The organism is Streptomyces sp. P13-3-3 (assembly GCF_050571355.1).
Lineage (GTDB): Bacteria > Actinomycetota > Actinomycetes > Streptomycetales > Streptomycetaceae > Streptomyces > Streptomyces althioticus.
Map to the genome: position 1 here is coordinate 4,841,875 of NZ_CP192228.1, position 23,753 is coordinate 4,865,627.

Sequence of the window (23,753 nt, forward strand, 5' to 3'; positions counted from 1 at the left end):
CCTCCGCCCGCTACTCACGCTCGTCGGCCGTCGCCCGGCGCCGCACGGCGAGGAAGGCGCCCACACCGGCGAGGACGACGACACCGGCCACGATCCCGACGACCACCCCCGTCGACGAGGAACCACCGGAGGCGTCACCCGAGTCCGCAGGCACCGCCGACCACCAGCTCCAGTAGCCGTCCTGCCCGTAGATGTTGCCCGCCTTCGCCGGCATGGTGGTGACCGACTCGATCTGGTCGGTGCGGTACGCCTCCACCGCGTTCGGGTACGCCATGACGTTCATGTACCCGAGGTCGTACAGCCGCGACTCCATCTGCCTGACGATCGCCGCCCGCTTGTCCGGGTCGTACTCGGCGAGCTGCCGCGCGTACAGCTCGTCGTACGTCCTGTCGCAGATGAAGTTGTCGGTCGCGCCCGTCTCCTCGGGGGTGGCGGGCAACGCGGCGCAGGTGTGGATCGACAGCACGAAGTCCGGGTCGGGGTTGACCGACCAGCCGTCGAAGGCCAGGTCGTACTCACCGGCCAGCCACGGATCGGTCACGTTGTCCAGGCAGTTGAGGGTGACGCCGATGCCCAGCTCGCCCCACCACTCCTGGAGGTACTGGCCGATCGCCTTGTCGTTCGGGTCGGTGGCGTGGCACAGCACGCGGTAGGTGATCGGCTTGCCGTCCTTGCCGACGCGCCGCCCGTCCGCGTTCTTCCTCAGCCCGGCCTGGTCCAGCATCCGGCCGGCCTCCTCCGGGTCGTACGTCAGCTCCTGGCCGGGCGACGGTTTCCAGAAGTACTGCGAGAAGCGCGGCGGGATGTAGCCCGCGCCCTCGACGGCGTGCCCCTGGAACACCTTGTCGATGATCGTCTTGCGGTCCACCGCCTTGAACAGCGCGTTGCGCACCCGCTGGTCGAACAGCGAGGGGTGCCCGTCGCCCATCGTCTCGCCGTTCTTCGCCCGGGCGCCGGGGTTGGTGGCGAGCGCGTAGAAGCGGCGGCCGGGGGCGTCGTTCACCCGGATGTTCTTCTCGCCCTTGAGCGAGGCCGCCTGGGCGGGCGTGAGCGAGGGCGACCCGGCGACGAACGACACCTCGCCCTTGCGCAGCGCCGACACCGCCGCGTCCTGGTCCTTGTAGTAGCGGAAGACCAGCTCGTCGAACTTCGGCGCACCCCGCCAGAAGTCCTTGTTGGCCTTCAGCCGTACGTAGCTGTCGGGCTTGTAGTCGGTGAGGACGAACGGCCCGTTGCCGACGACGGGGAAGTCCTTGTCGTTGTTGAACTTCGTGAAGTCGTCGACCTTCTCCCACACGTGCCTGGGCACGATCGGCACGTCCAGCGCCGTCATGGTGGCCTGCGGCTTCTTCAGCTTGATGACCAGCCGGGTGGGGCTCGGGGCCGTCACCGTCTCGAAGTTGGAGACGAAACTGCCGTTGGCGGTGGCCGCCCCCGGGTCGGTCATCATCGTGTTGAACGTCCACGCCGCGTCCTCGGCCGTGGCCCGCTCACCGTCCGACCACGTCGAGTCGGAACGGATGGTGTACGTCCAGGTCAGCTTGTCCGGGGAGGACTTCCACTCGGTGGCGAACCCCGGTACGACGCTGTTGTCCTCGGCGTCGTAGTTGGTGAGGTACTCGTAGGTGAGCCGGTGGATGCTGGTGCTGAGCAGCCGCACCGCGAGGAACGGGCTGAGCGAGTCGACGCTCTGCGCCACCGCGACCGTCAGCACCTTGCCGTCGCCGTCGGCCGCGTGGGCCTGCTGCGGGGCGGGACCGAGGGGAGTGGCGAGCCCGGCACCGAGCGCGAGAGCGGCGGCGCCGGCCGCCACGACGAGCCGGGCTCCGCCACCTCGGGCCCGGGTGGGGGTGCGGTGGTGACCGCCGTACTGATCGTTCGTGTCCATGGGCGCAGACCTCGTGTCGTCGATCGCACGGGTGGGACGGGTTGATCAGATGAGTGAGGGTGTGTCTATCAGCGGTCCGTACGGCCGTCAACGGCGCGTGCACCCCATGTGGCCTGCGGAAACGTTGAGTTGACGCAGAGTTTGCGCCCATTGGTCTGGACCGGTGACGCGGTGCTGGTGGGCGGCTGGCGACGGCCGGAGGCTGGGGGCGACCGGCGGCTGGTGGCGACCAGCGGCGCGGACATGTGAAAGCGGCCCCTCGTGTCGGAGGGGCCGCTTTCGTTCACGCGCGGTGCGGGGTGGGGCCGGGCCGCGCCCTGGCGCCCGCCTACTGCTGGGCGGGGCCGGGGTGACCGGGCTGGCCGGGGTACGGGGGGTAGGGCTGCTGGGCGGGGGCCTGGGGGTGGGGCTGACCCGGCTGCGGCTGCTCGCCCGGGTGGGCCGGCTGACCTGCCTGGGGCTGCTGACCCGGCTGGGGCTGCTGACCCGGCTGGGGCTGCTGGCCCGGGTAGGGCTGGTGGCCCGGCTGGGCCGGGGGCTGGCCGGGCTGAGCAGGGGGGTGGCCCGGCTGACCCGGCTGACCTGGCTGCCCCTGGCCCGGCTGTCCCGGGTGGGCGTAGGGCTGGCCCGGGTGGGGCTGCGGAGCCTGAGGCGGCTGTGGGGCCTGCGGTGCCTGCTGGGGGTGCTGCGGCGGCTGAGGCTGCTGCTGCGGGTACCCGCCCGGCTGACCGGGGACGGCCTGACCCGGCACGTACGGTCCCGGAGCGGGCTGTCCGGGCACGGGCTGACCGGGGACCGGCTGACCGGGGTAGGGCTGGCCCGGGACCGGCTGGCCCGGCATGGGCTGGCCCGGCATGGGCTGGCCCGGCATCGGCGGGGCGGCGACCGGCGGCGGGTTGCCGTCGGACGTCCACAGCCCGTGCGACTGCTGGTGCCGGACGAAGTCCTCGGCGACCATCGCCGCGAGGTTGAAGTACGCCTCGCGCACCTTGGGCCGCATCATGTCGAGGTCGACCTCGGCGCCGGCGGCCAGGTGCTCGTCGAACGGCACGACGATCACGCCGCGGCAGCGCGTCTCGAAGTGCGACACGATGTCATCGACCTTGATCATCTTGCCGGTCTCGCGCACACCGGAGATGACGGTGAGGGACCGGGACACGAGATCGGCGTATCCGTGCGCCGACAGCCAGTCCAGTGTGGTGCTGGCGCTGCTCGCACCGTCCACGGACGGCGTGGAGATGATGATGAGCTGGTCGGCGAGGTCCAGCACCCCGCGCATGGCGGAGTAGAGCAGACCCGTGCCGGAGTCGGTGAGGATGACCGGGTACTGCTTGCCGAGCACGTCGAGCGCGCGCCGGTAGTCCTCGTCGTTGAACGTCGTGGAGACGGCGGGGTCGACGTCGTTGGCGATGATCTCCAGGCCGGAGGGCGCCTGCGACGTGAACCGCCGGATGTCCATGTAGGAGTTGAGGTACGGGATCGCCTGGACGAGGTCACGGATGGTGGCCCCGGTCTCGCGCCGCACACGGCGGCCGAGCGTGCCGGCGTCCGGGTTGGCGTCGATCGCCAGGATCTTGTCCTGCCGCTCGCTGGCGAGCGTGGCGCCGAGCGCGGTGGTGGTGGTCGTCTTGCCGACGCCGCCCTTGAGGCTGATGACGGCGATGCGGTAGCAGGACAGCACCGGCGTGCGGATCAGCTCCAGCTTCCGCTGCCGCTCGGCCTCCTCCTTCTTGCCGCCCAGCTTGAACCGCGACCCACCGGTGGCGGGACGGCTGCTCTTGGCCTTCTGCTTCTTGCTGTTGAGCAGGCGGTCGGACGACAGCTCGACGGCGGCCGTGTAACCGAGGGGCGCGGCGCCGGGGTTGACCGGCTGGCGCTGGTCGTGCTGCACGGGCTGCGGCCAGGCGGTGCCGGTCCGCGGGTCGACGGGCGGCTGCGGAGCCTGGGCTGCCTGCGGGGCGTGCGGGGCCTGGGGCGCCTGCGGGGGTTGTGCCTGGGGCGGGACGCCGGGGTGGGCCTGCTGCGCTTGCTGGGGCTGGTCGGGCTGCGCCTGCGGCTGCGGCTGTGCGGGCGGGGTGGGCTGCTGGGGGAAGCCGTAACCGCCGGGCTGGGCCGGGGGAGTGGGCGCAGCCGGAGCGCCGGCGGAGGGGCCGGGCTGGGGGAAGCCGTACCCGGCGGGCGGAGTGGGAGCACCCGGTTGGGGCTGGGGCTGCGCCGGTGTGGCGGGCTGCGGGAAGCCGTATCCGGGCTGCTGGGCCGGCGGCTGCGTGGGCCCGGCGGGCGGGAAGCCGTACCCGGCGGGAGGCGCGGGCGGCGTCGGAGCCTGCGGCGGCTGCTGGGCGGCGGGCACGGACGGCTCGGCCTGCGGCTGCGCCGGTGTGGCGGGCTGCGGGAAGCCGTATCCGGGCTGCTGGGCCGGCGGCTGCGTGGGCCCGGCGGGCGGGAAGCCGTACCCGGCCGGGGGCGCGGGCGGCGTCGGAGCCTGCGGCGGCTGCTGAGCCGCCGCTGCCGGCTGTGCCGGCTGAGCCGGAGGAACCGGCGGGGGGTTCCAGGCGGCCGGCGCCGGCTGGGGCGCCTGCGGCTGGAACGGCGCCTGCGGAGCGGGAGTCCCGCCCTCCGGAGCCTGCGGCTGCGGAGGCTGCACGGACCAGTCGCCGCCCGCCGGCGGAGCGCCCGGGAACGCGGGCGGAGCCGCAGGCGACTGAGGAGCGTCGGTTGATGCCGGAACGGCATCTTCGGGCTCGTCGTCCTGCTCGTCCGCACCGGCGGGAACGGAGTCTTCCGGCTCACTGTCGGACGGCACGGAGTCCTGGGGCTCGTCCTGGCCCTGCTCCTCGCCCACTGCGGGAACGTCGTCCGTGACTTCGGCGGACGCGTCGTCCTCGTCGACCTCGTCGACCGTGGCGGCGCTCTCGACGTCCTCGGGACCGAAGGAGTCGGCGTCGAGCCCTTCCCGTTCGTCGGCGTCGAGCCCCTCACGCCCGTCGGCGTCGCCACCGGACTCGGCCGACTCGCCGGGAGCCTCGCCCTCCCCGACAACAGGCTCTGCCGAAGCCTCGGAACCGCCGGTGTCGTCGCGGCTGTCGGACTCGCGGGCGGCGTCGGCCTCGGACACGGGGACGTCGTCGGCCTCGGACACGGGGGTGGCCTCCGCGTCGTCCCCGGAGGCGGCGTCCTCCTCCTTCGCCTTCTCCGCCTCGGCGGCCGCCGCGTCACGCTCGGCGATCTCACGCTTCAGGGCGGCGGCGGAGAACCGAATGGTGGCGCCGCTCTCGATGTCGCCCCTGTCGGTGCCGTCGGAGGGCTCGATGTGCTGCGACGGCTGCTGCCCGACCGGCATGACGGGTACGGCGGCAGGAGACGGAGAAGCGTCCGGGGAAGCCGTGTCGGGCTTCTTCTCCTCCTGTGCGCTCGGCTCCGGCTGCTGGGGCTCGAAGCCGCTCCCCACGGGCAGCCGGGGCACGGCGACAGGCCCGCCGGAGGGCGGCGGGGGAGGCGTGAACGGCGCACCCGGCGCGGGCGCGGGCGGCGTGAACGGGGCGCCCGGGGCGGGCGCGGGCGGGGTGAAGGGCGCACCGGGAGCCGGCGCCGGGGGCGGCGGAGGCGTAGGAAGGGCGGACGGCCCGGAGGCCCCCACGGCGTGCGGCGGCGGGGTCAGCCCGGGCAGCGGCGGAACGGCCCCGGCGGACAAGGAGGAAGAGCCCCCGAAACCACCCGAAGCACCCGAAGCACCCGCTTCACCGTCACCCGCAGGCGAACCGGACGAGTCACCAGAACCAGTACCAGAACCAGTATCAGAACCGGACTCGGGCTCGGCGTCCGAGTGCGACGCGGAGGCGGAGGAACCGGCGGCCGAGGCCGGGGAAGCCGCCTCCGAGGCGTTCTGCGTGTACCAGGCCGGCGGCGCGTAGTCGATGGTGAACTCGCCCGTCGTCTCGACGGCGGACTCCGCGTCGGGCTGGTCATCGCCGGGGGTCGCCCAGCTCCCGTGCGTACCGTCCCGATCGCTGCTCACAGTTCCTCCTGGTTGGTCGAGCACCCTTGTGCCGTGCTGGGGGCGACCATGTGCCCTCCCCGTCAGGACGCCGTACCCGTACGACAGGTTCTGGCGTCACACCGGTACCAGCCTAATCACCACGACCGTCACCCCGGGAGGCCCGCCCTCCGCTCGGTCCCCGACACCCGCGAGACGCCCGCGTCACGCCCGCGCGACCAGGGTGGCCCGCCCTCCGGAACCGGACGAAAGCGGGCCGACCGCATCGAAATCCCGGATCCGGGACGTCAGTCCATCCGTCGCGGTGTCCCGAGCAGCCCGACTTCCGCATCGGTCGGCTGCGTCGTCACGTACTGCCGGTCGCGGTCCGAGCACCACAGGGTGACACCGTCTACGAGGGTCGGCAGGGCGTCGACGTCGGCGCGGGGGAGCCCCATCGTGCGCCCCAGTTCGGCGGCCTCGTCCGGAGATATCCGCTGAACGCCCACAAGCCGGGCCTGCCGGACCAGACGGGGCGCGACAGGGCTGAGGTAGGGCAGCAGGGTCAGCACCGACTGCCACGGCCCGGACACCACGCGCCCGCGCGGAGGCCGCATGCCGCAGTCCCGCACCACCAGCACCGGCGTGCCGGCCGAGGCGCCCTGCGGGGGCACACGTCCGACGTCGTACACCGAAAGACCGTTCTGACCGCCGCCCATGGCGTGCATCATCTGCGTCCAGGCCTGGGGCCGGCCGGTCTCCACGGCCACCCGGGCGCCGGTCGCCGCGGCCCGCAACGCGAGCACCTGCGCCGTCCACAGACCACCGATGAGCACGACGTCGTACGGCGTGGGACGGTTCAACCCGAGGACGGCGGGCTGCCCTTGGGAGTCCACCCCGATGACGACACCGTCGTCCCCGATGGGCAGCGCGAGGCCGTCCAGGTCGTCCGCGGACAGGGTGTGCCGGCCGTGCCGGGGTCCGAACAGCCCGAGGCCGGACCGCGACGAGCCCCGCGCCCGCCGCCCACCCGGGTCCGGGGCGGTCCGCCCGCCGCCCACCGGCGCGTCCGTGCGCGGCGGCACACCGTAGGCGCCCGCCCCCTGGGGGCTCTGTGTCGTCGTGGCGGTCACCGGGCACCTCCGAGCGGCAAAGTGGCGAGCACGCCGGGCAGTTGCTCCCGGTCGAGCCGGGTCAGCGCCGCACCCGCGTCCCGGGCGGCCGCCTCCAAGGCGCGCCGTGCCTCGGTCAGTTCCTCGGCGCTGCGTCCGGTCACCCGGAGGTGACCGGTCAGCGACATCTCCCGCCGGTCGCCGGGGGCGAGGGTGAGACTGATCGTGGTGGCCAGCGCGTGCACCCCCGTGACCCGGGCGACGAACTGGTGCAGGGACGTACCCCGGTCGCCACCCAGGGACGGCCACTTGCGGATCCAGTACGTGGTGTGCCGCCGGTTGTCGCAGCGCCAGCTGCGGCTGGACTCCTCGGTACGCCGCTCCCGCCGGTCGGACCGCCCCGCCTCGGCCGTCACCAGAGGATTGGCGCAGGCGGAGGTGGCGACGGCGGAGATCAGCTCCTCCTCGTCCAGCACCGTCGCACGGAACCCGGCGCCGGTCAGCCGGCTGGCCAGGTGGTCGGCGACGCGGACGACGCACTTCTGAGCGCCCCGCAGACCGCCGCCCCGGGCGGCCACGGCCTCCGGGCACAGCTCGGGATCCAGCTTCAGGGCGATCCAGGTGATGCGCACGGCAGGAGCGCCGGTCTGCGCCTGCAGCGGCGCGTAGTTGGTGACCGCCACCGACCGGGGCGGCAGATGCAGCGCCGGCGCGGGCTGGGTGTGGAGCACCACCTGCGCCGACTCCAGCCGTATCCCGTCCACCTCGAGCGCGTCCCGCACCAGCGCCAACGGCAACGGCCGCCGGTTCCGCTCGGCCCGCAACGCCGTGGCATCCGCCTCGACCTGCACCACAGCGGTGACGAAGGTCCCGTCCCCGACGATCCCGACGGGACGACGGTCGCGGGGGCCGTGGGAGTGGGTACGCAGGGCCGGGTCGCACTCCAGTACCGGCGTCAGCCCCGGCTCGGCACCCGGGGGCAATTCCAGGGTCGCGGCCCGCTTCTGCCGCGCCCGCAACGCCCGTGCGGTGGCGAGCCATTCGGGCAGGGAGCGCCCACGACGGCGGACCAGGGCGAGGACCGCCAACCCCACGGCGACGACCGCGCCCGGTACCAGCGCCGCAGGGCCGATCACCCACCCGACGAGCAGGAGGGCGGCGGCGATCTCCAACAGCACGAGTCGTTGCAAGCGGAACGAACTGCCCCGCCCCGGAAGCACCCTGAGCTGGAGCGCCCCCCGCGTCGGCCGGTCGTCGGCCGACGGTCCGGAGGCCCTTTGCGGCCCGGCCGCCGGCGTTCGCGTCGCCCCCGCCGGGCCGCGCGCCCGCGTCCTCGAAGCCCTCACTCCATCCCCCGCTCTGGTCACAACAGCCTGAGCAACAACACCGTCAGCGGCTCAGAATGAGCTCGCGTACCCTACCCGTTCGCCGCACTCCGACGATCACCAGGCATAGTAGGGGGCCCGTCCGACAGCGGACGGCCGGGGATTCGCACCCGGGGCGGTAAGTGGGGGAGCGGCAGGCACTGATGGCATCACGGCGGGACGAACTCAACGCCTACACCTTTGCGAAGCGGCGCATGCTGGCCGCTTTTCTGCAGCCCTCGCCGTCCGGATCGGAGGAAGGGGCGCCCCGGCCGCTGCGGGCCGTCGTCCCCAGTCTGGTCGTCGGCGTGCTGGTGCTGGGCGTCTTCGGAGCGTGGGGGATGTTCAAGCCCACGGCGCCCACGGGCTGGGACGAGCCCGGTACCCGGGTGATCGTGGGCAAGCAGTCGACGACCCGTTACGTCGTCCTCAAGACGGACGGCGTCACCCGCCTGCACCCGGTCCTCAACCTGGCCTCCGCACGCCTGCTGATGAAGGACGCGGGCTACCGGGTCGTCCAGGTCAGCGATGAGGTCCTCGACTCCGGCAAGCTGCCGCGCGGGCCGATCCTCGGCATCCCCTACGCGCCCGACCGCCTGCCCTCGGCCGAAGTGGCAGGCGAGGCCAAGCGCTGGGCCGTCTGCGCACAGCCCGGCGGCAAGGACGGGAAGGGAACGGTCCAGGAGGCCACGTTCGTGCTCGCCGACGCGGACCGGAAGAGGACCGACGACGCCGGCCGGCTGTCCGGCGGGGACGCCCTCTACGTGAGGACCCGCGCCGGTGAGCGCTACCTCGTCGACGCCCGCGGGACCGCGTACGCCGTGACCGGCGAGAAGTCCGACCCGCTGACCCTCGCGCTCGTCGGCTCCCGCAAGCCCCAACTCGTCACCGACGAGTGGCTCGCCACCCTGCACGAGGGCGACCCGCTCCGCTTCCCGGAGCTCCCTTCCGGCGTCGGCGGCCCGGCGGACGTGCCGGGACAACTGTCGGAGGACGAGAACAGGGTCGGTATGGTCCTCAGGACGGAGACCGGCGAAGGAACCCAGCACTACGTCGTCCTGCCGGGCAAGGTACAGCCGGTCACCGAGTTCACCGCGTGGCTGCTGATCTCCTCGCCGCAGACGGCCGAACTGAACATGAACGGCGAGGCCCGCACCGTGGGCCTGCAGGACTTCACCCCCGACCCCGAGCCCTTCGAGGGCCAGTCCGGTGACTGGCCGGACCTGCGCGTCCGCCAGGTCAACTCCTCCGACGGAGGACGGGACACCGTGTGCAGCGTGCTCCGGGACGTGGGCAAGGACAACTCGACGGTCCTCAGCACCTGGGCGGGCAAGGACTTCCCGGTGGAGATCACGGCCGACGGCACGAGCACGTACGTCACACCGGGAACGGGGCAGCTCTACACCCAGATCCAGGGCACGGCGTCCGACGCCGGATCCCTCTTCCTGGTGACGGACACCGGACTGCGGTACGCCGTCCAGGCGAACGGGGACAGCGACAGCGACACCTCGGACATCGGGGCCGATCCGGAGGGCGGGCCGGACGGCAGCCCCGAGCCCAGCGAGGCACAGGTCAAGCTCGGCTACCAGAACGTACGGCCGTCGAAGATTCCGCTGGCCTGGTCGGAGTTCCTGGCGAAGGGGCCGCGCCTCGACACCAACAGCGCCCGGCAGCCGCAGGGTTCGTGATCCGACGGCCAAGGGTGGACGACGCATGTCCACCTCGCGCGAACGGACCATGGACGACGGACGAGAAGAGGACCGAACCGGTGTCGCCGACGAAGACCGCTCTGCTGGCCGCCGTAGCCCTGACCGCTCTTGGTGTCAGCCCGCCCGGAACCGGGGCCGCGCCCGACCAGGCCGGTCTTGCACGCCCGCAGGCGCCGGTGCGGCTCACGGGCAGCGGTGAGTGCACCTATCCCAGCGAGCGGCAGTTCAGGGCCCGCCCGTGGGCGCTGCAGCGCGTCCTGCTCGACGAGCTGTGGCAGGGCACCGACAAGGGCAAGGGCGTGCGGGTGGCCGTCATCGACACGGGCGTCGACGACAAGAACCCGCAACTCGCCGGGGCCGTCGACAAGGCGGCCGGGCTGGATCTGCTCGCCGGAGGGAAGGACGGCGACCCCACCGACGACCAGGTAGGGCACGGAACCAAGGTCGCGGGCATCATCGCCGCCCGGCCACGGGAAGGTACCGGATTCGTCGGTCTGGCGCCCAACGCCACCATCATCCCCATCCGCCAGAACGACGCCGACAGCAGCGGCGACTCCGACAGCATGGCCCGGGCCATCGACCATGCCGTCGCCCGCGGCGCCGATGTCATCAACATCTCCCAGGACACCACCAAGCCGCTGTCCAACACCTCGGCCCTGGCCGAGGCCGTCCGCAAGGCAATCGAGCAGAAGGTCGTCGTGGTCGCCTCCGCGGGCAACGACGGCCTCGACGGCAAGCAGAAGAACACCTACCCCGCGGCCTTCGACGGCGTGCTGGCCGTCGCCTCCTCCGACCGGAACAACGAGCGCGCGGCCTTCTCCCAGACGGGAAGCTTCGTGGGGGTGGCCGCCCCCGGGGTCGACATCGTCTCCACGGTGCCCGGCGGCGGCCAGTGCACGGACAGCGGCACCAGCTTCTCGGCACCCTTCGCCGCGGGGGTGGCGGCTCTGCTGAAGGAGAAGCACCCCGGCTGGACCACGGCCCAGATCGTGACGCAGATCGAGCAGACGGCGGAGCGTTCGGTCAACGGCCATGACGACTTCGTCGGCTGGGGAGTGATCGACCCCGTCCGCGCCGTCCAGGAGTCCGACGTCGAGGACCCTCCCTCGTCGCCCGCTCCCGACCCCGGGGTGCCACGGGCCCAGGCTCCCGACGTGGCCCCGTTCTCCCTGGCCGAGACGCCGGCGGAACGCGACGAACGCCACGCCACCTACGCGCTGGGAATCACCGCCGTCCTGGTCGCGGTCGTCACCGGCACGGCTGTCGTGCTGCGCGACCTGCGCCGCCGCCGGCAAGCACGAGGAACTTGACGTGCCTGCCGCCGGCCCCTGCAGGAGGTCAGTCGGCGGCTGCCGCACCCTCCGGAGACGTCTCCAGGTCGAACTCACCGTCGCGCGCGCCCAGGACGAAGGCGCGCCACTCCGCCTCGGTGTACCGCAGCACCGTGCCGGGGTCGAGTGACGACCGCATGGCCACGGCGCCGCCGGGCAGGTACGCGATCTCCACCCGCTCCTCATGCGTCTCCGTGCCCGGGGCGCTGTGCCACTCGACGCCGGAGATGTCCAGCGCGTACAGCTCGTCCCGCTCGCGCTCCTTGCGCGCCTTGATCTCCTCGGGCGTCTCGCGCCCCTGGTCCGGCAGCTCTGCCATGGCGGAACGGTGTCCTTTCGTGACGTACCAACGATCCATCGGTCACCGTACTGGGGGTTGCTTCGCGAGACCCCCGGATGACCGGATCACACGCATCTGGCGGACGGTACCCGCCACGAACTGGCCTGTCCTCGCTTTGCAGTTGGAACCCCCACGTCAAGTGACTAAAGTGGCTTCGGTGCCACGAGTGTGGTACGGCACGGGGGCGGCGCGGCGCTGCGACCACGCGTCGCGCGGGGTGCAGCGGTTCTTGCCCGCCAGGACAGCCTGGATATCCATCCACGGCGGCCCGTCACGGTGGTCCCGGCCGCCGGTGCATCGAAGGAGGGCAAGCGACCATGAGCGTCAACTACAGCGACTCGGACCTGACCGAGCTCGCGAACAAGATCCGCGACTTCCATACGGACGTGAGCAGCAGGGTGACGTCCCTCAACGCTGTCGTCGACATGATCCAGGCGGGCTGGCAGGGTGCCGCGGGCAAGGAGTTCGACTCCGTCCAGCGCGGCGTCAACCAGCACCTGAAGAAGATCCAGGACGACCTCGTCGACCTCGAGGACGTCATGCGGATGAGCGTCAAGGGCTTCAGCGAGCACGAGCAGCAGCGTGTCACGGAGATCCGGCAGGTGGACAACTCGTACCAGGTCACCAGCCGCATCACCGACCTCGCCTGACCGCAGCAACGCCGCCCGCTACCCAGGAGAAACGCACAGTGAGCGTCAATTACGACCGCACCGCAGTCAACTTCGACACCGTCACCCAGGCCGCCCAGGACGTGCGCAAGACGGCCAAGGAGCTGTCCGACCAGCTCGAGGTCCTCATGCGCAAGGTCAAGGCCGTGGCCGAGACCTGGGAGGGCGAGGCGAAGACCGCCTACGGTGAGATCCAGCGCAGCAGCAGCTCGGAGATGGACCAGATGTGCCAGAAACTGAACCGCATCGCCAAGCTGCTGGACGACTCGGTCATCGGCTACAAGGACACGGACCACGGCAACGCGGCCCGCTTCCGCATGCTGATGGGCTGACCGGCCTCGCCGACCCGAAAGGACAGGAGGCGGCCCGCCCCAGGGCCGCCTCTTGGCATGTGGGAAACACCACGAGGCATGTCGCAAAGGCGCGTTGCGCGCCGTGAAGCGCATGTGTGATCTTTGGGCGCATGTGTGCGAACGGGGGAAGCACGGACACCACGGCTGCGCCGGAACACCCGGGTGAGCCGGACGACGAGACGCGCCTGGTCGAGGTCGTGCGACGCGCGAGGAACGGGGGCGCGTCACCTCATGACGTCTTCGAGACGTTCCTGCGGGCCCGCGTCTACTGCGAACGACCGGACGCCCCCGGTTTCCTGACCGTCACCGCGTCGGAGGTACCGGGCGAGGACCAACGCGCCCCTCAGGGCTTTCGCATCCTCGACCTGGCCGTCGTCTCCGACGCCACCGACACAACGGAGCAGCCGACGCGGCTGATACCGGTGTTCACATCGCTGGAACAGTTCGCGCTGTTCACGGGCGGAGGAGCCTGGTTCTCGACGACAGGCGCCGACGTTCTCGGCCTGCTGCCGCCGGGGCTCGACGTGTGGCTGGACCCGGCCGCCGAGCATGCGGTACGCCTCACCTCGGCCGCCACGAGGATCGAGCCGGTCCTGCACATCTCGTACCGCTCCCGTGGGAGCGCGGCATGAGTGACACCCAAGGATGGCTCATCCCGCTGGGCGCGGACGGAGGCGAGTTCAAGTGGGAGGTCCAGTTCCTCCAGTCGATCGCGCACCCCCTGGAAGAGTCCACGGCCGCCGCGCGGAAGATCTCCAAGGAACGCGCCGAGGCGGCCTTCGATCTGGCTTCGCTGGCCGGTGAGGACAAGACCGGGGCGAACGAAGTGACGGGCGCGGTCAACGACTTCCTCGACAAGTGGTGCCACGGCCTCGGCTGCATCGCGGACGACGCGGACGTGATCGTCGCCGCGCTGAGCGCCACCATCAACGACTTCCTGGTCACCGAGACCAAGACCCGGTACAAGGCCATGATGCTCGAGCGGCAGCAGCAGTTCGAGGACGACCATCCGGTCACCGAATTTTTCGAGGGGCACGGCATCGCGGAGAAGCGCACCGAGATTCGCGGCCGCCTGGAACCGGTCGACCGTGACGGCGGAACCGGCCCCGATCAGGCCCCGCGATAGAGGCAGGAGCAGGAACACCCAGCATGTCGGAGAAACGGTTCCTCTTCCGCCGCATATGGATCGGCCCCGACGACACCGTCCAGGACTGGGTTCCGGGCAAGCCCGCCGAACTCGACCGGCTGGTCAAGAAGCTCGGCGGTGCGGCGGCCCACTTCGGCGAGGGCGCGGAACAACTGCGCAAGCTCAACACCGATCCCTGGCAGGGCGAGGCCGCGGAGGAGTTCCGCAAGACGGTCAAGAAACTGCCCAAGGACCTCGACGGAGCGATGAACGCCTTCGTCGAGGCGGGCGTCGCCGTGCTCGCCTACCGCGAGGTGCTCGACGGGGCCCAGCGACTGACCCAGCGGATCCTCGACCACGAGGCCCCGCTCGCCCGCGACCTCTCGCGTCAGTACGCCAAGGCCGTGGACGACTACAACACGGCGGTCAAGGCCGGGGAGACGAGCCTTCCGACCCGGCCTCCCGAGACGGACCCCGGCAGAACGGCGATGGCCGAGCTCGTCGAGATGATCAACGGTGCGCAGGAGGAGGTCGCGCAGGCAGCGACCACCGCCAGGCGAAGCCTCGACAAAGCCGCCGAGAAGGCCCCGAAACGGCCGAGCGGCTGGCAGCGCGCCACCGAAGGTGCGAAGGAGGGCTGGAACGACCTCGTCGAGTTCGGCCTGGCGGTCAACCCGGGCCGGCTGCTGACCGAGCCGAAGGCCTACCTGCACGACGCGGCGATGGTCATCGACGGCGGCGTCAACGCGGTCAGGGACCCGATCGGCTTCTCGAAGGACGTCTACCAGGGCGCCTCCAACACCTGGGACGAGTTCCAGAAGGACCCGGCCCGCATGCTCGGGTACATGGCGCCCAGCCTCGCCGGGGGAGCGGCCTTCAAGGGCGCGGGCAGTCTGGCGCGTCACATGGACGGCCGTAACGCCCTCGGCAGTCCGACGGGCCTGGGCACGGCCGGCTCCCACGTGGACGGCAGCGACCCCGGCACCCACAGCGACGGCCACGCCACGCAGCACAACCCCACCGACCCGGTGGATCTGGCCACCGGCAAGATGTACATGCCGCAGACCGACGTGGCCCTTCCCGCGACGCTGCCCCTCCTGTTCAAGCGGCGCGCCGAGTCCGGCTACCGTGCCGGCCGCTGGTTCGGCCCCTCATGGTCGTCGACCGTGGACCAGCGGCTCGAGATCGAGCCCGAGCGCATCGTCTTCGTCCACGAGGACGGTCTGATCCTGGCGTACCCACATCCGGGGGAGGGTGGTACGAGCCTTCCCACGGAAGGACCACGCTGGGAACTGCGCTCCGAGCCCGAGGGCTACTCGATCATCGACCCCGCTGCGGGCCGCACCTGGCACTTCGCCCGGCACACCGACGCCCACGCGCTTCTGGAACAGATAGACGACCGCAACGGCAACCGGATCACGCTCGAACACGACGCCGACGGCACCCCCACAGCCGTTACGCACAGTGGCGGCTACCGGATCCGTGTCAGCACGGAGGACCACAGGATCACCGCCCTCCACCTGGCTGGTGCCGCTCCCGACGGGGGCGACCAGGAGCTGATCCGTTACGGCTACTCCCCGGCGGGCGACCTCACCGAGGTGGTGAACTCCTCGGGCGTGCCCCTGCGCTTCACCTACGACGAAGCGGGACGCATCACCTCCTGGACCGACACCAACGACCGCGGCTACACCTACGAGTACGACGACCGCGACCGCTGCATCGCCGAGGGCGGCACCGAAGGCCACATGAGCCTGCGCATCGCGTACTCCGACCGGGACCCCGAGACGGGCCTGCGCACCACCACCGCCACGACGGGCACCGGACACGTCTACCGGTACTTCGTCAACGACCTGTGCCAGGTCGTGGCAGAGAGCGACCCGGTGGGTGCGGTGACCCGCTTCGAGCGGGACCGCTACAACCGCCTGCTGACCCGAACGGACCCGTTGGGTCACACCACGCGCTACACCTACGACGAGGCCGGCAACCTCACCTCGGTCACCCACCCCGACGGCAGCGAGTCGCAGGCCGACTACAACGACCTTCACCTCCCCACGACGGTCCGGCACTCCAACGGCACCACCACCCACCAGGCGTACGACCTCCGCGGCAACAGGTCATCCACCACGGCGCCGACGGGCCACACCACCCGCTTCACCCGCGACGAGCAGGGCCGCCTGACGGGCGTCGTCGACCCTCTGGGCAACACGACGACGGTCCACTGCGACGACGCGGGACTGCCCGTACGTGTCGTGGACCCGCTCGGCGCGACGACGTCCTACGACCGTGACCCCTTCGGCCGGCCTGTCGCGATCACGGAGCCCACGGGCGCGGTGACGCGCCTCGAGTGGACGGTGGAAGGCCGCCTGGCCCGTCGCACCACGGCCGATGGCGGCACCGAGTCCTGGACCTACGACGGCGAGGGCAACTGCACCACCCACACCGACCGACTCGGCGGCACCACACACTTCGCATACAGGCACTTCGATCTGCTGACGGCGCGCACGGGTCCCGACGGCGTGCGCTACGAATTCGAGCACGACACGGAGCTGAACCTCACCCAGGTCACCAACCCTCAGGGGCTGACCTGGAACTACACCTATGACCCCGCGGGCCGCCTGGCCACGGAGACCGACTTCGACGGCCGCACCCTCACCTACACCTACGACGGAGCAGGGCGCCTGGCCTCCCGTAGAGACGTGCTGGGCCAGACACTCTCCTACGAGCGCGACGCGCTGGGCCGGGCGACAGCCAAGCGCACACCCGACGGTGTCACCACTTACGCGTACGACACGACCGGCCAGCTGATCGAAGCCGTCGGGCCCGACGGCACGACGGTGACGATCGACCGGGACATCCACGGTCGCGTCCTCTCCGAGACGGTCGATGGCCGCGTTCTCACCTACACCTACGACGACTTCGGCCGCCGCACGGCCCGCACGACCCCTTCGGGCGTGACCACCACATGGACCTACGACACGACGGGCCGCAGCGTCGGCATGACGGCCTCGGGACGCACCATCGACCTCGCGTACGACCCGGCAGGACGGGAAGTGACGCGCCGCATAGGTGAAGTGCTCACTCTGGACCAGGCGTACGACGCCCTGGGGCGCCTGACCACACAGTCGGTGACTGGCCCAGCCGGCCGCTCCGTGCAGCACCGCGCCTATTCCTACCGTGCCGACGGCAACCTGACCGCCATTGAGGACCAGCTGGCCGGCTCGCGCCGCTTCGAACTGGACCCGACGGGCCGTGTGACGGCGGTGCAGGCCGCGAACTGGACGGAGCGCTACGCCTACGACGAAGCTGGCAACCAGACGTCCGCGTCCTGGCCGACGTCCCATCCGGGCGGCGAGGCGACCGGCTCCCGCGATTACACGGGCACCCGCATCACCCGAGCCGGACGCGTCCGATACGAACACGACGCCCTGGGCCGCACCACCCTCCGCCAGAAGTCACGCCTGTCCCGCAAGCCGGACACGTGGCACTACGCCTGGGACGCGGAGGACCGCCTGACCTCGGTCATCACCCCGGACGGCACCCGCTGGAGCTACGCCTACGACCCCCTGGGACGCAGAACGGCCAAACGCCGGCTTGCAGCGGACGGGGAAACGGTCACGGAAGAGATCCTCTTCACCTGGGACGGCACCACCCTCTGCGAACAGACGACGAGATCCGCGTCCCTCCCCAACCCGGTCACGCTGACCTGGAACCACCGGGGCCTGCACCCGATCACCCAGTCGGAACGCATCACCGCCGCGGACGCCCCCCAGCACGAGATCGACTCCCGTTTCTTCGCCATCGTCACGGACCTGGTCGGCACCCCTACCGAACTCGTCGACGAGCAGGGCGGCATAGCCTGGCGCACCCGCAGCACCCTCTGGGGCACCACCACCTGGCCGACCTCCAGCACGGCCTACACCCCCCTCCGCTTCCCCGGCCAGTACCACGACACGGAAACAGGCCTCCACTACAACTACTTCCGCCACTACGATCCGGAAACAGCGCGATACTTCACGGCGGACCCACTCGGTCTGGCGCCGGCCTTCAACGTCAGCGCTTACGTGGCTAACCCGTTCACATGGAGCGACTCACTGGGTCTGGCACCCGACGGGTGCCCCAACGAAGAGCACCTCTTCCGCGGCACCACCCGAGGCTTCGACGCCAGCAGTGGCACTCAAGAGTCTGGATACACCCCAACTTCCACCGACCCAGGTGTTGCCACGGCCTTCGCCAGGCATTCCGAGCAGTACGGAGAAGCCGTGGTGCAAGTGATCCCCTGGAGCGCACTGGACGGTGTACCCCTGGAGTCAGGCTACATCCGAGCCGAAGCCGAGGTCGCGGTAGGCCTGCCGGCGTCAGAGTTGGCTCGACGAGCAAGTATTCATCTGCCGTCGGACGTTGCACATGACATCCTTAAAGGAATGGGGATCCATGTACCGCAAGTAAGGACGTACGAGGGCATGAGCGACGCCTTGGAGTGGGACATCCCGAAGCTCACGTCGGAGCAAATCGCGCAATTCCTGTCGGAGGCGTACAAATATGGAAAATGACAATGTGCGCGGGAAGTTGCAGATCTACTCCGTAGAAGATCGAGGGCCTACTCGCGCCACTTGTGTCGTTCGCTGTGTAGGTGGGATCGCTCGTACGGGACATCGCTTCACCGTAAACTCCGCGCCAGACTCCTCCGGTGAAAATATGCCTATTACGCTCACGCGTATCATCCGCTACGGCGAAACGGTAAATTTCGTTGATCCTCCTCACAATGCAAAAGTTGATTTCTCCGGCGAAGGTGTGAGTGCCTTGGCACGAGGTGTGATCGTCGTGGCGCACTGACGTTTCGCCCCTCGCGCCGACGCCGCAGCACATGCAGACGCTGTCGAGCCTGCTTTTCGCCCGCAGCGCAGGACGTCACCATCAGACCCGCTACCGCCGGTTATGGACAGTTGAGGCCCGGAAACGGCGCTTGCCGTGCTCGTCGTGTCCGGTTCACGCATGGAGTCCGGAAACGGGGCGGGGCGCTTCCGAGACGAGTTCAGGGGAACTACAACCCAGTTCGCTCGCCACTTCCCGCGCGGCGGCGTTCAGGACGAGGATGTTGGCGCGTGACAGCCGTATGTCCGAGGCTTCCACCTTCCGGAAGCGTTCAAGGTCGGCGTGGATGAGGATCTCCTTCGCGGGGGTACTCATGCGGCAACGGAAGTAGAGGGCGGCAGTGTGCTCTGAAGCGTATGCCGACTCGCCAGTCTTGTAGAAGGTAAAGATTTGCTCGTCGTCGGCGTCGGACTTGTTCACCGCGACAGCCTCCCGGAAGTTGATGGCGAGCACCTCCTTTCCATCGTCCGTCGACTGGAGTCTGCAGTACGGTGATCCAAGGATCTCTTCGCCTTCGATTTTCCCGTCAGCACTCCGCAGAGACTGCAGTGTCTCGCCAGGCTTCGATCGATTGTCCGTAAAACTGTCCGTGCCGGTGACTTCCTGCAGCGCTGACGCGACGTCAGGACGTTCGGCGAACGCTCCACAAACGGTTGCGCTACTTTCTCCCTGAGGCTCCTCCTTGCCGTCATCATCAGTGCAGCCGCTCAATGCAACCGCGAGGATCATCGCCGGGATGAGGAATATCTGGCGCTGTCTCATAGTTCAGTCGTCTGCCTCGTACGGGTCAGGGAGCGGGTCTTCGGTGGAATGGAGACGCGAATTCTTGACGCTCTCCGTGAGTTCTTCGAGGATGTAGTTCTGATTTTCTTCGCTCCAGCCGGGAGCATTTGCGTAGGCCTGTGCGGGAGCCAGCGCATGAGCTTTGCCCATGAGGAGAGCCTCGTCGCGCAGGTCGTCGGACTTTTCTTTGAGGAGGTCGGTCCCCTCCTTGGCATGCTTCTCGGAGAGGTCGTCGAAAACAGTGCCCAAGAAGGTCTCGACTGCGCTCCCTGCGTACTCGGCTGCGAGCGGTGCAGCGACGGCTGCGGGGGCAAATCCTCCAGTGATCGCTGCCACGCCACTTCCAATGGCTACGCCAGTGCCGAATTTGATCCACTCCGTCGTTCGCGCGACCTCCTTGTTGTACTCCTCCGAGTCCTTCTCGAAGTCCTTGTCGATCTGCCCCAAACGCGAGTTGTCCAGGATGCCGTGCGCTTCACTACCGATACGGAGTGCTGTCTTGACGTCCGTGAGATCGGTATTCTCGATCTTTCCGTGACCGGGTTCCGGACCACGAGCGTCCATGACGCTCGTGGTGTACAGAGACTGTGCTGCTGACAGCTGGGAATGCCCTTCCTCGCTCTGCGCCACGATGCTCATGAAGTTGGCAGCGCCCTCACGGGTGAACAACAGCTTGGTGTTGTACTCGTCGCCGAACCGCGAGTCATCACCCTTGGCGGGCCCGAAGGGTGAGTTGGCCATCCCTTGCTCCGAAGCATGGTTCTCTTGCTCCAAAGACCTGTTGAACTCGTCAATGTAGGCAGTGCCGACCACGGCAAGGCTGTCTGCGATCCCTTGCTCATGCATATGTTTAGGATCGCTCCCATAAAAGGAAACAATCTTCTGCATGACCTCGGCGTTCTCCGCCGTGCGCGCGTCCTTTTGTCCGTCTGTCGGAGCGTCGTACGAATGCCCCGTGGCGGCTGCTTCCAGGGCATGGCCGAGACTGTCGTATCCGTACTTGTTCCCGAAGCCGTCCTTGTAAGCGTCCTGAGGCCAGTCGCGCTCCTGGGTGAAGTACTTGAAGGCGTCCGTCGTCCTTTTGTCGTTTTGATCGTCGGGAGTCAGGTCAATGGTGCTGTTGAAGAACTCCGTGGAGGCCTTGGCGTTGTGTCCCAGCGCCTCCATGAACCCGACCATGGGGTCACGGCCAAGATCTTTGCCGTCCCAGTTCAGGCGTGGCGGAGGTGTCAGCCCCGCGTTCCATACCTGGCTAGCTTTGAGTGAACCGTTGCCGGTCAGTTTGTTCTCCATCCCGACTGCGGCGCCGCCGTACTCGGCGAGGAACTTGGTCTCGTACGTCCCGTAGCGCATCAAGTTGCTCATGACCTGAAAGCCGTACGCGGTGGTGCCGCGGCTGCGTACCACGTCATCGCCGGCTTTGATCACGTCAGCTTTCCACTGATCCATGGCAGGACTGTTCGAGTGCGTTGCCGCGGCCAGCGTCAGGCTCCAGTTCTTCTGGAGTTCCTTGATCTCCTTGGGGTGGTCCACGCCCAGCCGGGAGCCGTCGCTCGGGTCGCCCATGTCGACCCAGTACTCGAGGTTGCCCTTGACGCCGACCTCGAGAGCGAAGCGCTCGGCGAAGTACCGGTCGCCCCTGTTGTTCTCGAAGTACTGGTTCAGGCGGGCGATCTCCTCGAGGGATGCGTCGTCGCCCTTGGCGACGATCTTGGCGGCGGCCCGCGCGTCCTGTGCGTCCTGTGTCCTGCCCGCTTGTTTCAGGGAGTCGTACTCGGTGCCGGAGAAGTTGTGCTTGTCCTTGCCCACCAGTGTGCGCAGGGCGCGGGACGCGACCTCGTCGGCCTCGTTCGCTCGCTTCAGCGCTTGCTGGATCTCGGCGCGAACCTGATCGAAGTCGGCTTCCTCCGGCTCCGGTCCGTCGTAGTCCTTGGCGCGACGGTCGGGGTGGATCTGATAGCTGACGACACCGCTCGAGTCGACCCGGATGCCCTTCTTGGGCGCGTCCTCGACGGCTTTGACCAGCTGAGCCTTGGCCGCTTTGAACTCGGTGTGTGCATCGCGAAGAATGTTCCGGATGCTCTGCGCTTCCTTCGCCGCATCCCCGAACTCCTTGGCGGTCTTCTTCACGAAGGGCAGCGTGACGCCGGCGTTCTCGCCCTTCCAATCCGCCTTCTCGGCTTTCTTCAACAGGCCTTTGCCGGCCTGTTCCTCGAGCTTCTCGAGCTTTTTGACCGTCTCGGTCCAGTCGTCGACGGCATCCTTGAGACTGCCCAGTCGGGCGTTCAGGAGATCACTGAATTCCGGCACGACGCAGCCCTACTTGAAGTGCTTGTTGATCTTCTCGACCGACAGGTTGGTCACCAGGACCTCTTCATGCTTCGCATGTGTCGACACCGTGTCCTCGAGGTGGTTGTGAATGTGTGCGCAGGCGCTGAGCAGTGCCTCCGCCTGAGAACGCCAGGTGTCCCACGCGCTCCACAAGGCCGTACCCGTTGCGAAGTTGTCCTCGGTCAGGCTGGTCGAGGCGGTACCGGTGTTGGCCCCGGCGTGGAACGCGTCCTTCTCGAATACGTGGTACAGCTCCTGCGCCTCGTTGCCCACGGCCTTCAAGTCAGGGGACGTCACTGTGTAATCGCTGCCACCGGAGCCGCCGCCACCGGAGCCGGGCAACTGGTTCAACTGCATGCTGCTCTGCTGCCGCGCGAGTGCGTCGCTGCGGGCTTGGCCCCACATCTCGTCGAATGACACGTCGGTTCCCTCGTGCTGTCCCTGATGAAAGATCGGTGGCGGTGTGGCAGGCCTCAAAGATGCCGGCTTCGGTCGGGCCCAGCCGTGGGCGGCGGCGGGTTTGTGTGTTCCGGCGGCGGCCCGTAGGGCGGGGGCGGCTGCTGCGGCGGGTAAGGGTAGGCAGAGGGCGGGAAGGGCGGAGCCGCCGGTGCGGCGGCCGAGCGCCGACGACGGGCTCTGACGAGGACAACGGCGACCGCCGCCGCGAGGAGTGCTGCGGCCGCCACACCCAGCGCCACCCACGGGATACCGCTGTCGTCCGAGTCATCCGCAGCAGCGGCCGAGGGCTCCGCCTTCTCGGTAGCTGCCGTGCCGTCGTCCGCGTCCGTGGATGACGGTTTCTCCGTCGATGGAGGCGCCGAGGCAGCCGCTGCCAGGTCGGGCAGGGGGTATTCGTCGGCGGGGCCCGGGTCGCCCGGATTCTTCAGCGCGATGCGGGGCCGGACCATGCCGTAACCGACGGCGTCCGTGCGCTCGTCCCCGCTCTTGGGCTTCCCCGCCGTGTTCAGCATGACCCGTAGTACCTGGTGATTGGTCCAGTCGGGGTGCTGGGACCAGATGAGGGCGGCTGAGGCCGAGGCAAGGGCCGCGGCAGAGCTCGTGCCGCTTCCTTTGCAGAGCTTCGTGCCGGTCGCGCAGGCGTTGACGATGTCGCCACCGGGAGCGGTGAGGTCGACCTCAGGGCCTCGCTGGGAATTGTCGAGGACTCTGGCGTTCTTGTCCGCGGCACCAACGCCGACGACGCCCGGTGTCGCTGCCGGATACTCCGGGAAGTTGGTGGTGTCACCTGTGTTGCCGGCAGCGGCGAAGATCAGTTTTCCCTGATCGATGGCGTACCGGACTGCCGCAGCGAGCTCAGGAGTCCCTACATTCTTTCTGCCTGGCGCATTGGAACTGCCCATGGAGATGTTGATGATTCGGGCATCGCTGTCTGCCGCGTAGCGGATTGCCTTGGTCAGGGTGCGCGAGTACTCCGCCTTGCCGTCGACCTGGCCGAACTGCTCAGTGGCGTAGCGCATCCGAATCGGAAGGATCTTGGCTCCTGGCGCCAGGCCGTAAGAGCCGTGCACAGGGCCTTGGGCCCCGGTTGCAGCGATCAGTGCCGCGGTGGACGTTCCGTGGTCGGCGATGTCGGTGTGTTCGTCCCCGCGTAGCTCGGAAAAGTCCTTGCCCGAGAGGACCTGGCCCTTTAGATCCGGGTGAGTGTCGTCGACGCCGGAGTCGATGACGGCGACGGTGACGCCTTCACCCGTACTGGTCTTCCACATCTCCTCGGCGTGCATGGCGTCCAGGTGCCATTGCATCTGACGTGCCGTCTCGGCGTGGGCGGGTATCGCGGCGATGCCCACCAGCAGCAGGCCGAGAGCAGCCGACGCAGCTGACAAGGGGCGCCGTGATCGCGTGCTGCTGTTGTGCATCTGCCTTCCTGAGTGCCGTTGTGTCA

At 69.3% G+C, this 23,753-nt stretch carries 16 protein-coding genes; 7 read left to right on the forward strand and 9 right to left on the reverse strand.

Annotated features, from left to right (window positions below):
• Positions 1-10 precede the first annotated feature (10 nt).
• The 4 genes from ACQZOG_RS22225 to eccE form a co-directional block, all read right to left on the reverse strand.
• Positions 11-1,888 carry an ABC transporter substrate-binding protein gene (locus tag ACQZOG_RS22225; protein ID WP_359499628.1) on the reverse strand — a complete coding sequence of 626 codons (1,878 nt, stop codon included), beginning with the start codon at positions 1,886-1,888 and terminating at the stop codon, positions 11-13.
• Between the two features lie 328 nt (positions 1,889-2,216).
• Complete coding sequence (locus ACQZOG_RS22230; protein ID WP_430741745.1) at positions 2,217-5,903, reverse strand: SCO5717 family growth-regulating ATPase; 3,687 nt, start codon at positions 5,901-5,903, stop codon at positions 2,217-2,219.
• Positions 5,904-6,169: 266 nt separating this feature from the next.
• Positions 6,170-6,994, reverse strand: coding sequence for a hypothetical protein (locus ACQZOG_RS22235; protein WP_033277424.1), 825 nt, complete (start codon positions 6,992-6,994; stop codon positions 6,170-6,172).
• Positions 6,991-8,319: a type VII secretion protein EccE gene (eccE, locus tag ACQZOG_RS22240; protein ID WP_430741746.1), complete on the reverse strand. Its 1,329-nt coding sequence runs from the start codon at positions 8,317-8,319 to the stop codon at positions 6,991-6,993. Before eccE ends, ACQZOG_RS22235 begins: the two co-directional genes overlap by 4 nt.
• 182 nt (positions 8,320-8,501) lie before the next feature.
• On the opposite strand from eccE, the gene eccB reads away from it, so the two are divergent.
• A complete protein-coding gene (gene eccB, locus ACQZOG_RS22245) occupies positions 8,502-10,025 on the forward strand; it encodes a type VII secretion protein EccB (protein WP_163088224.1) in 1,524 nt (507 codons plus the stop codon).
• Between the two features lie 80 nt (positions 10,026-10,105).
• Positions 10,106-11,356, forward strand: a complete 1,251-nt coding sequence (gene mycP / locus ACQZOG_RS22250) for a type VII secretion-associated serine protease mycosin (RefSeq protein WP_163088226.1) — start codon at positions 10,106-10,108, stop codon at positions 11,354-11,356.
• 28 nt (positions 11,357-11,384) lie between these two features.
• Here the strand turns inward: mycP (ACQZOG_RS22250) and ACQZOG_RS22255 are convergent, their stop codons facing one another.
• Complete coding sequence (locus ACQZOG_RS22255) at positions 11,385-11,696, reverse strand: DUF397 domain-containing protein (RefSeq protein WP_019527759.1); 312 nt, start codon at positions 11,694-11,696, stop codon at positions 11,385-11,387.
• A gap of 338 nt (positions 11,697-12,034) precedes the next feature.
• Between ACQZOG_RS22255 and ACQZOG_RS22260 the strand changes: the two genes are divergently transcribed.
• From ACQZOG_RS22260 to ACQZOG_RS22280, 5 genes are all read left to right on the forward strand, one after another.
• Positions 12,035-12,367: a WXG100 family type VII secretion target gene (locus ACQZOG_RS22260; RefSeq protein WP_019527760.1), complete on the forward strand. Its 333-nt coding sequence runs from the start codon at positions 12,035-12,037 to the stop codon at positions 12,365-12,367.
• A 38-nt stretch (positions 12,368-12,405) separates the two neighbouring features.
• Positions 12,406-12,717: a WXG100 family type VII secretion target gene (locus tag ACQZOG_RS22265; RefSeq protein ID WP_019527761.1), complete on the forward strand. Its 312-nt coding sequence runs from the start codon at positions 12,406-12,408 to the stop codon at positions 12,715-12,717.
• A 131-nt stretch (positions 12,718-12,848) separates the two neighbouring features.
• On the forward strand, positions 12,849-13,370 hold the full coding sequence (locus ACQZOG_RS22270; RefSeq protein WP_430741747.1) for an SseB family protein: 522 nt from the start codon (positions 12,849-12,851) through the stop codon (positions 13,368-13,370).
• Positions 13,367-13,864, forward strand: coding sequence for a hypothetical protein (locus tag ACQZOG_RS22275; protein ID WP_028961804.1), 498 nt, complete (start codon positions 13,367-13,369; stop codon positions 13,862-13,864). Before ACQZOG_RS22270 ends, ACQZOG_RS22275 begins: the two co-directional genes overlap by 4 nt.
• Before the next feature lie 23 nt (positions 13,865-13,887).
• Positions 13,888-18,414, forward strand: a complete 4,527-nt coding sequence (locus ACQZOG_RS22280) for a putative T7SS-secreted protein (RefSeq protein WP_430741748.1) — start codon at positions 13,888-13,890, stop codon at positions 18,412-18,414.
• 436 nt (positions 18,415-18,850) lie between these two features.
• On the opposite strand, the gene ACQZOG_RS22285 is transcribed toward ACQZOG_RS22280, so the two are convergent.
• The 4 genes from ACQZOG_RS22285 to mycP (ACQZOG_RS22300) are packed head-to-tail and all read right to left on the reverse strand — an operon-like array spanning position 18,851 to position 23,727.
• Complete coding sequence (locus ACQZOG_RS22285; RefSeq protein ID WP_163088230.1) at positions 18,851-19,498, reverse strand: hypothetical protein; 648 nt, start codon at positions 19,496-19,498, stop codon at positions 18,851-18,853.
• A gap of 3 nt (positions 19,499-19,501) precedes the next feature.
• A complete protein-coding gene (locus ACQZOG_RS22290; RefSeq protein ID WP_193456718.1) occupies positions 19,502-21,829 on the reverse strand; it encodes a hypothetical protein in 2,328 nt (775 codons plus the stop codon).
• Between the two features lie 9 nt (positions 21,830-21,838).
• Positions 21,839-22,270: a hypothetical protein gene (locus ACQZOG_RS22295; RefSeq protein WP_163088234.1), complete on the reverse strand. Its 432-nt coding sequence runs from the start codon at positions 22,268-22,270 to the stop codon at positions 21,839-21,841.
• Positions 22,271-22,323: 53 nt separating this feature from the next.
• Complete coding sequence (gene mycP, locus ACQZOG_RS22300) at positions 22,324-23,727, reverse strand: type VII secretion-associated serine protease mycosin (protein ID WP_365167289.1); 1,404 nt, start codon at positions 23,725-23,727, stop codon at positions 22,324-22,326.
• Between the last annotated feature and the right edge of the window lie 26 nt (positions 23,728-23,753).

Excerpts from the sequence above, each read along its gene's own strand:
- eccB (WP_163088224.1), top strand. The coding sequence starts at position 8,502 with ATGGCATCACGGCGGGACGAACTCAACGCCTACACCTTTGCGAAGCGG.
- ACQZOG_RS22275 (WP_028961804.1), top strand. The coding sequence starts at position 13,367 with ATGAGTGACACCCAAGGATGGCTCATCCCGCTGGGCGCGGACGGAGGC.
- ACQZOG_RS22280 (WP_430741748.1), top strand. The coding sequence starts at position 13,888 with ATGTCGGAGAAACGGTTCCTCTTCCGCCGCATATGGATCGGCCCCGAC.
- ACQZOG_RS22260 (WP_019527760.1), top strand. The coding sequence starts at position 12,035 with ATGAGCGTCAACTACAGCGACTCGGACCTGACCGAGCTCGCGAACAAG.
- ACQZOG_RS22255 (WP_019527759.1), bottom strand. The coding sequence starts at position 11,696 with ATGGCAGAGCTGCCGGACCAGGGGCGCGAGACGCCCGAGGAGATCAAG.
- ACQZOG_RS22270 (WP_430741747.1), top strand. The coding sequence starts at position 12,849 with ATGTGTGCGAACGGGGGAAGCACGGACACCACGGCTGCGCCGGAACAC.
- mycP (WP_365167289.1), bottom strand. The coding sequence starts at position 23,727 with ATGCACAACAGCAGCACGCGATCACGGCGCCCCTTGTCAGCTGCGTCG.
- ACQZOG_RS22285 (WP_163088230.1), bottom strand. The coding sequence starts at position 19,498 with ATGAGACAGCGCCAGATATTCCTCATCCCGGCGATGATCCTCGCGGTT.
- ACQZOG_RS22225 (WP_359499628.1), bottom strand. The coding sequence starts at position 1,888 with ATGGACACGAACGATCAGTACGGCGGTCACCACCGCACCCCCACCCGG.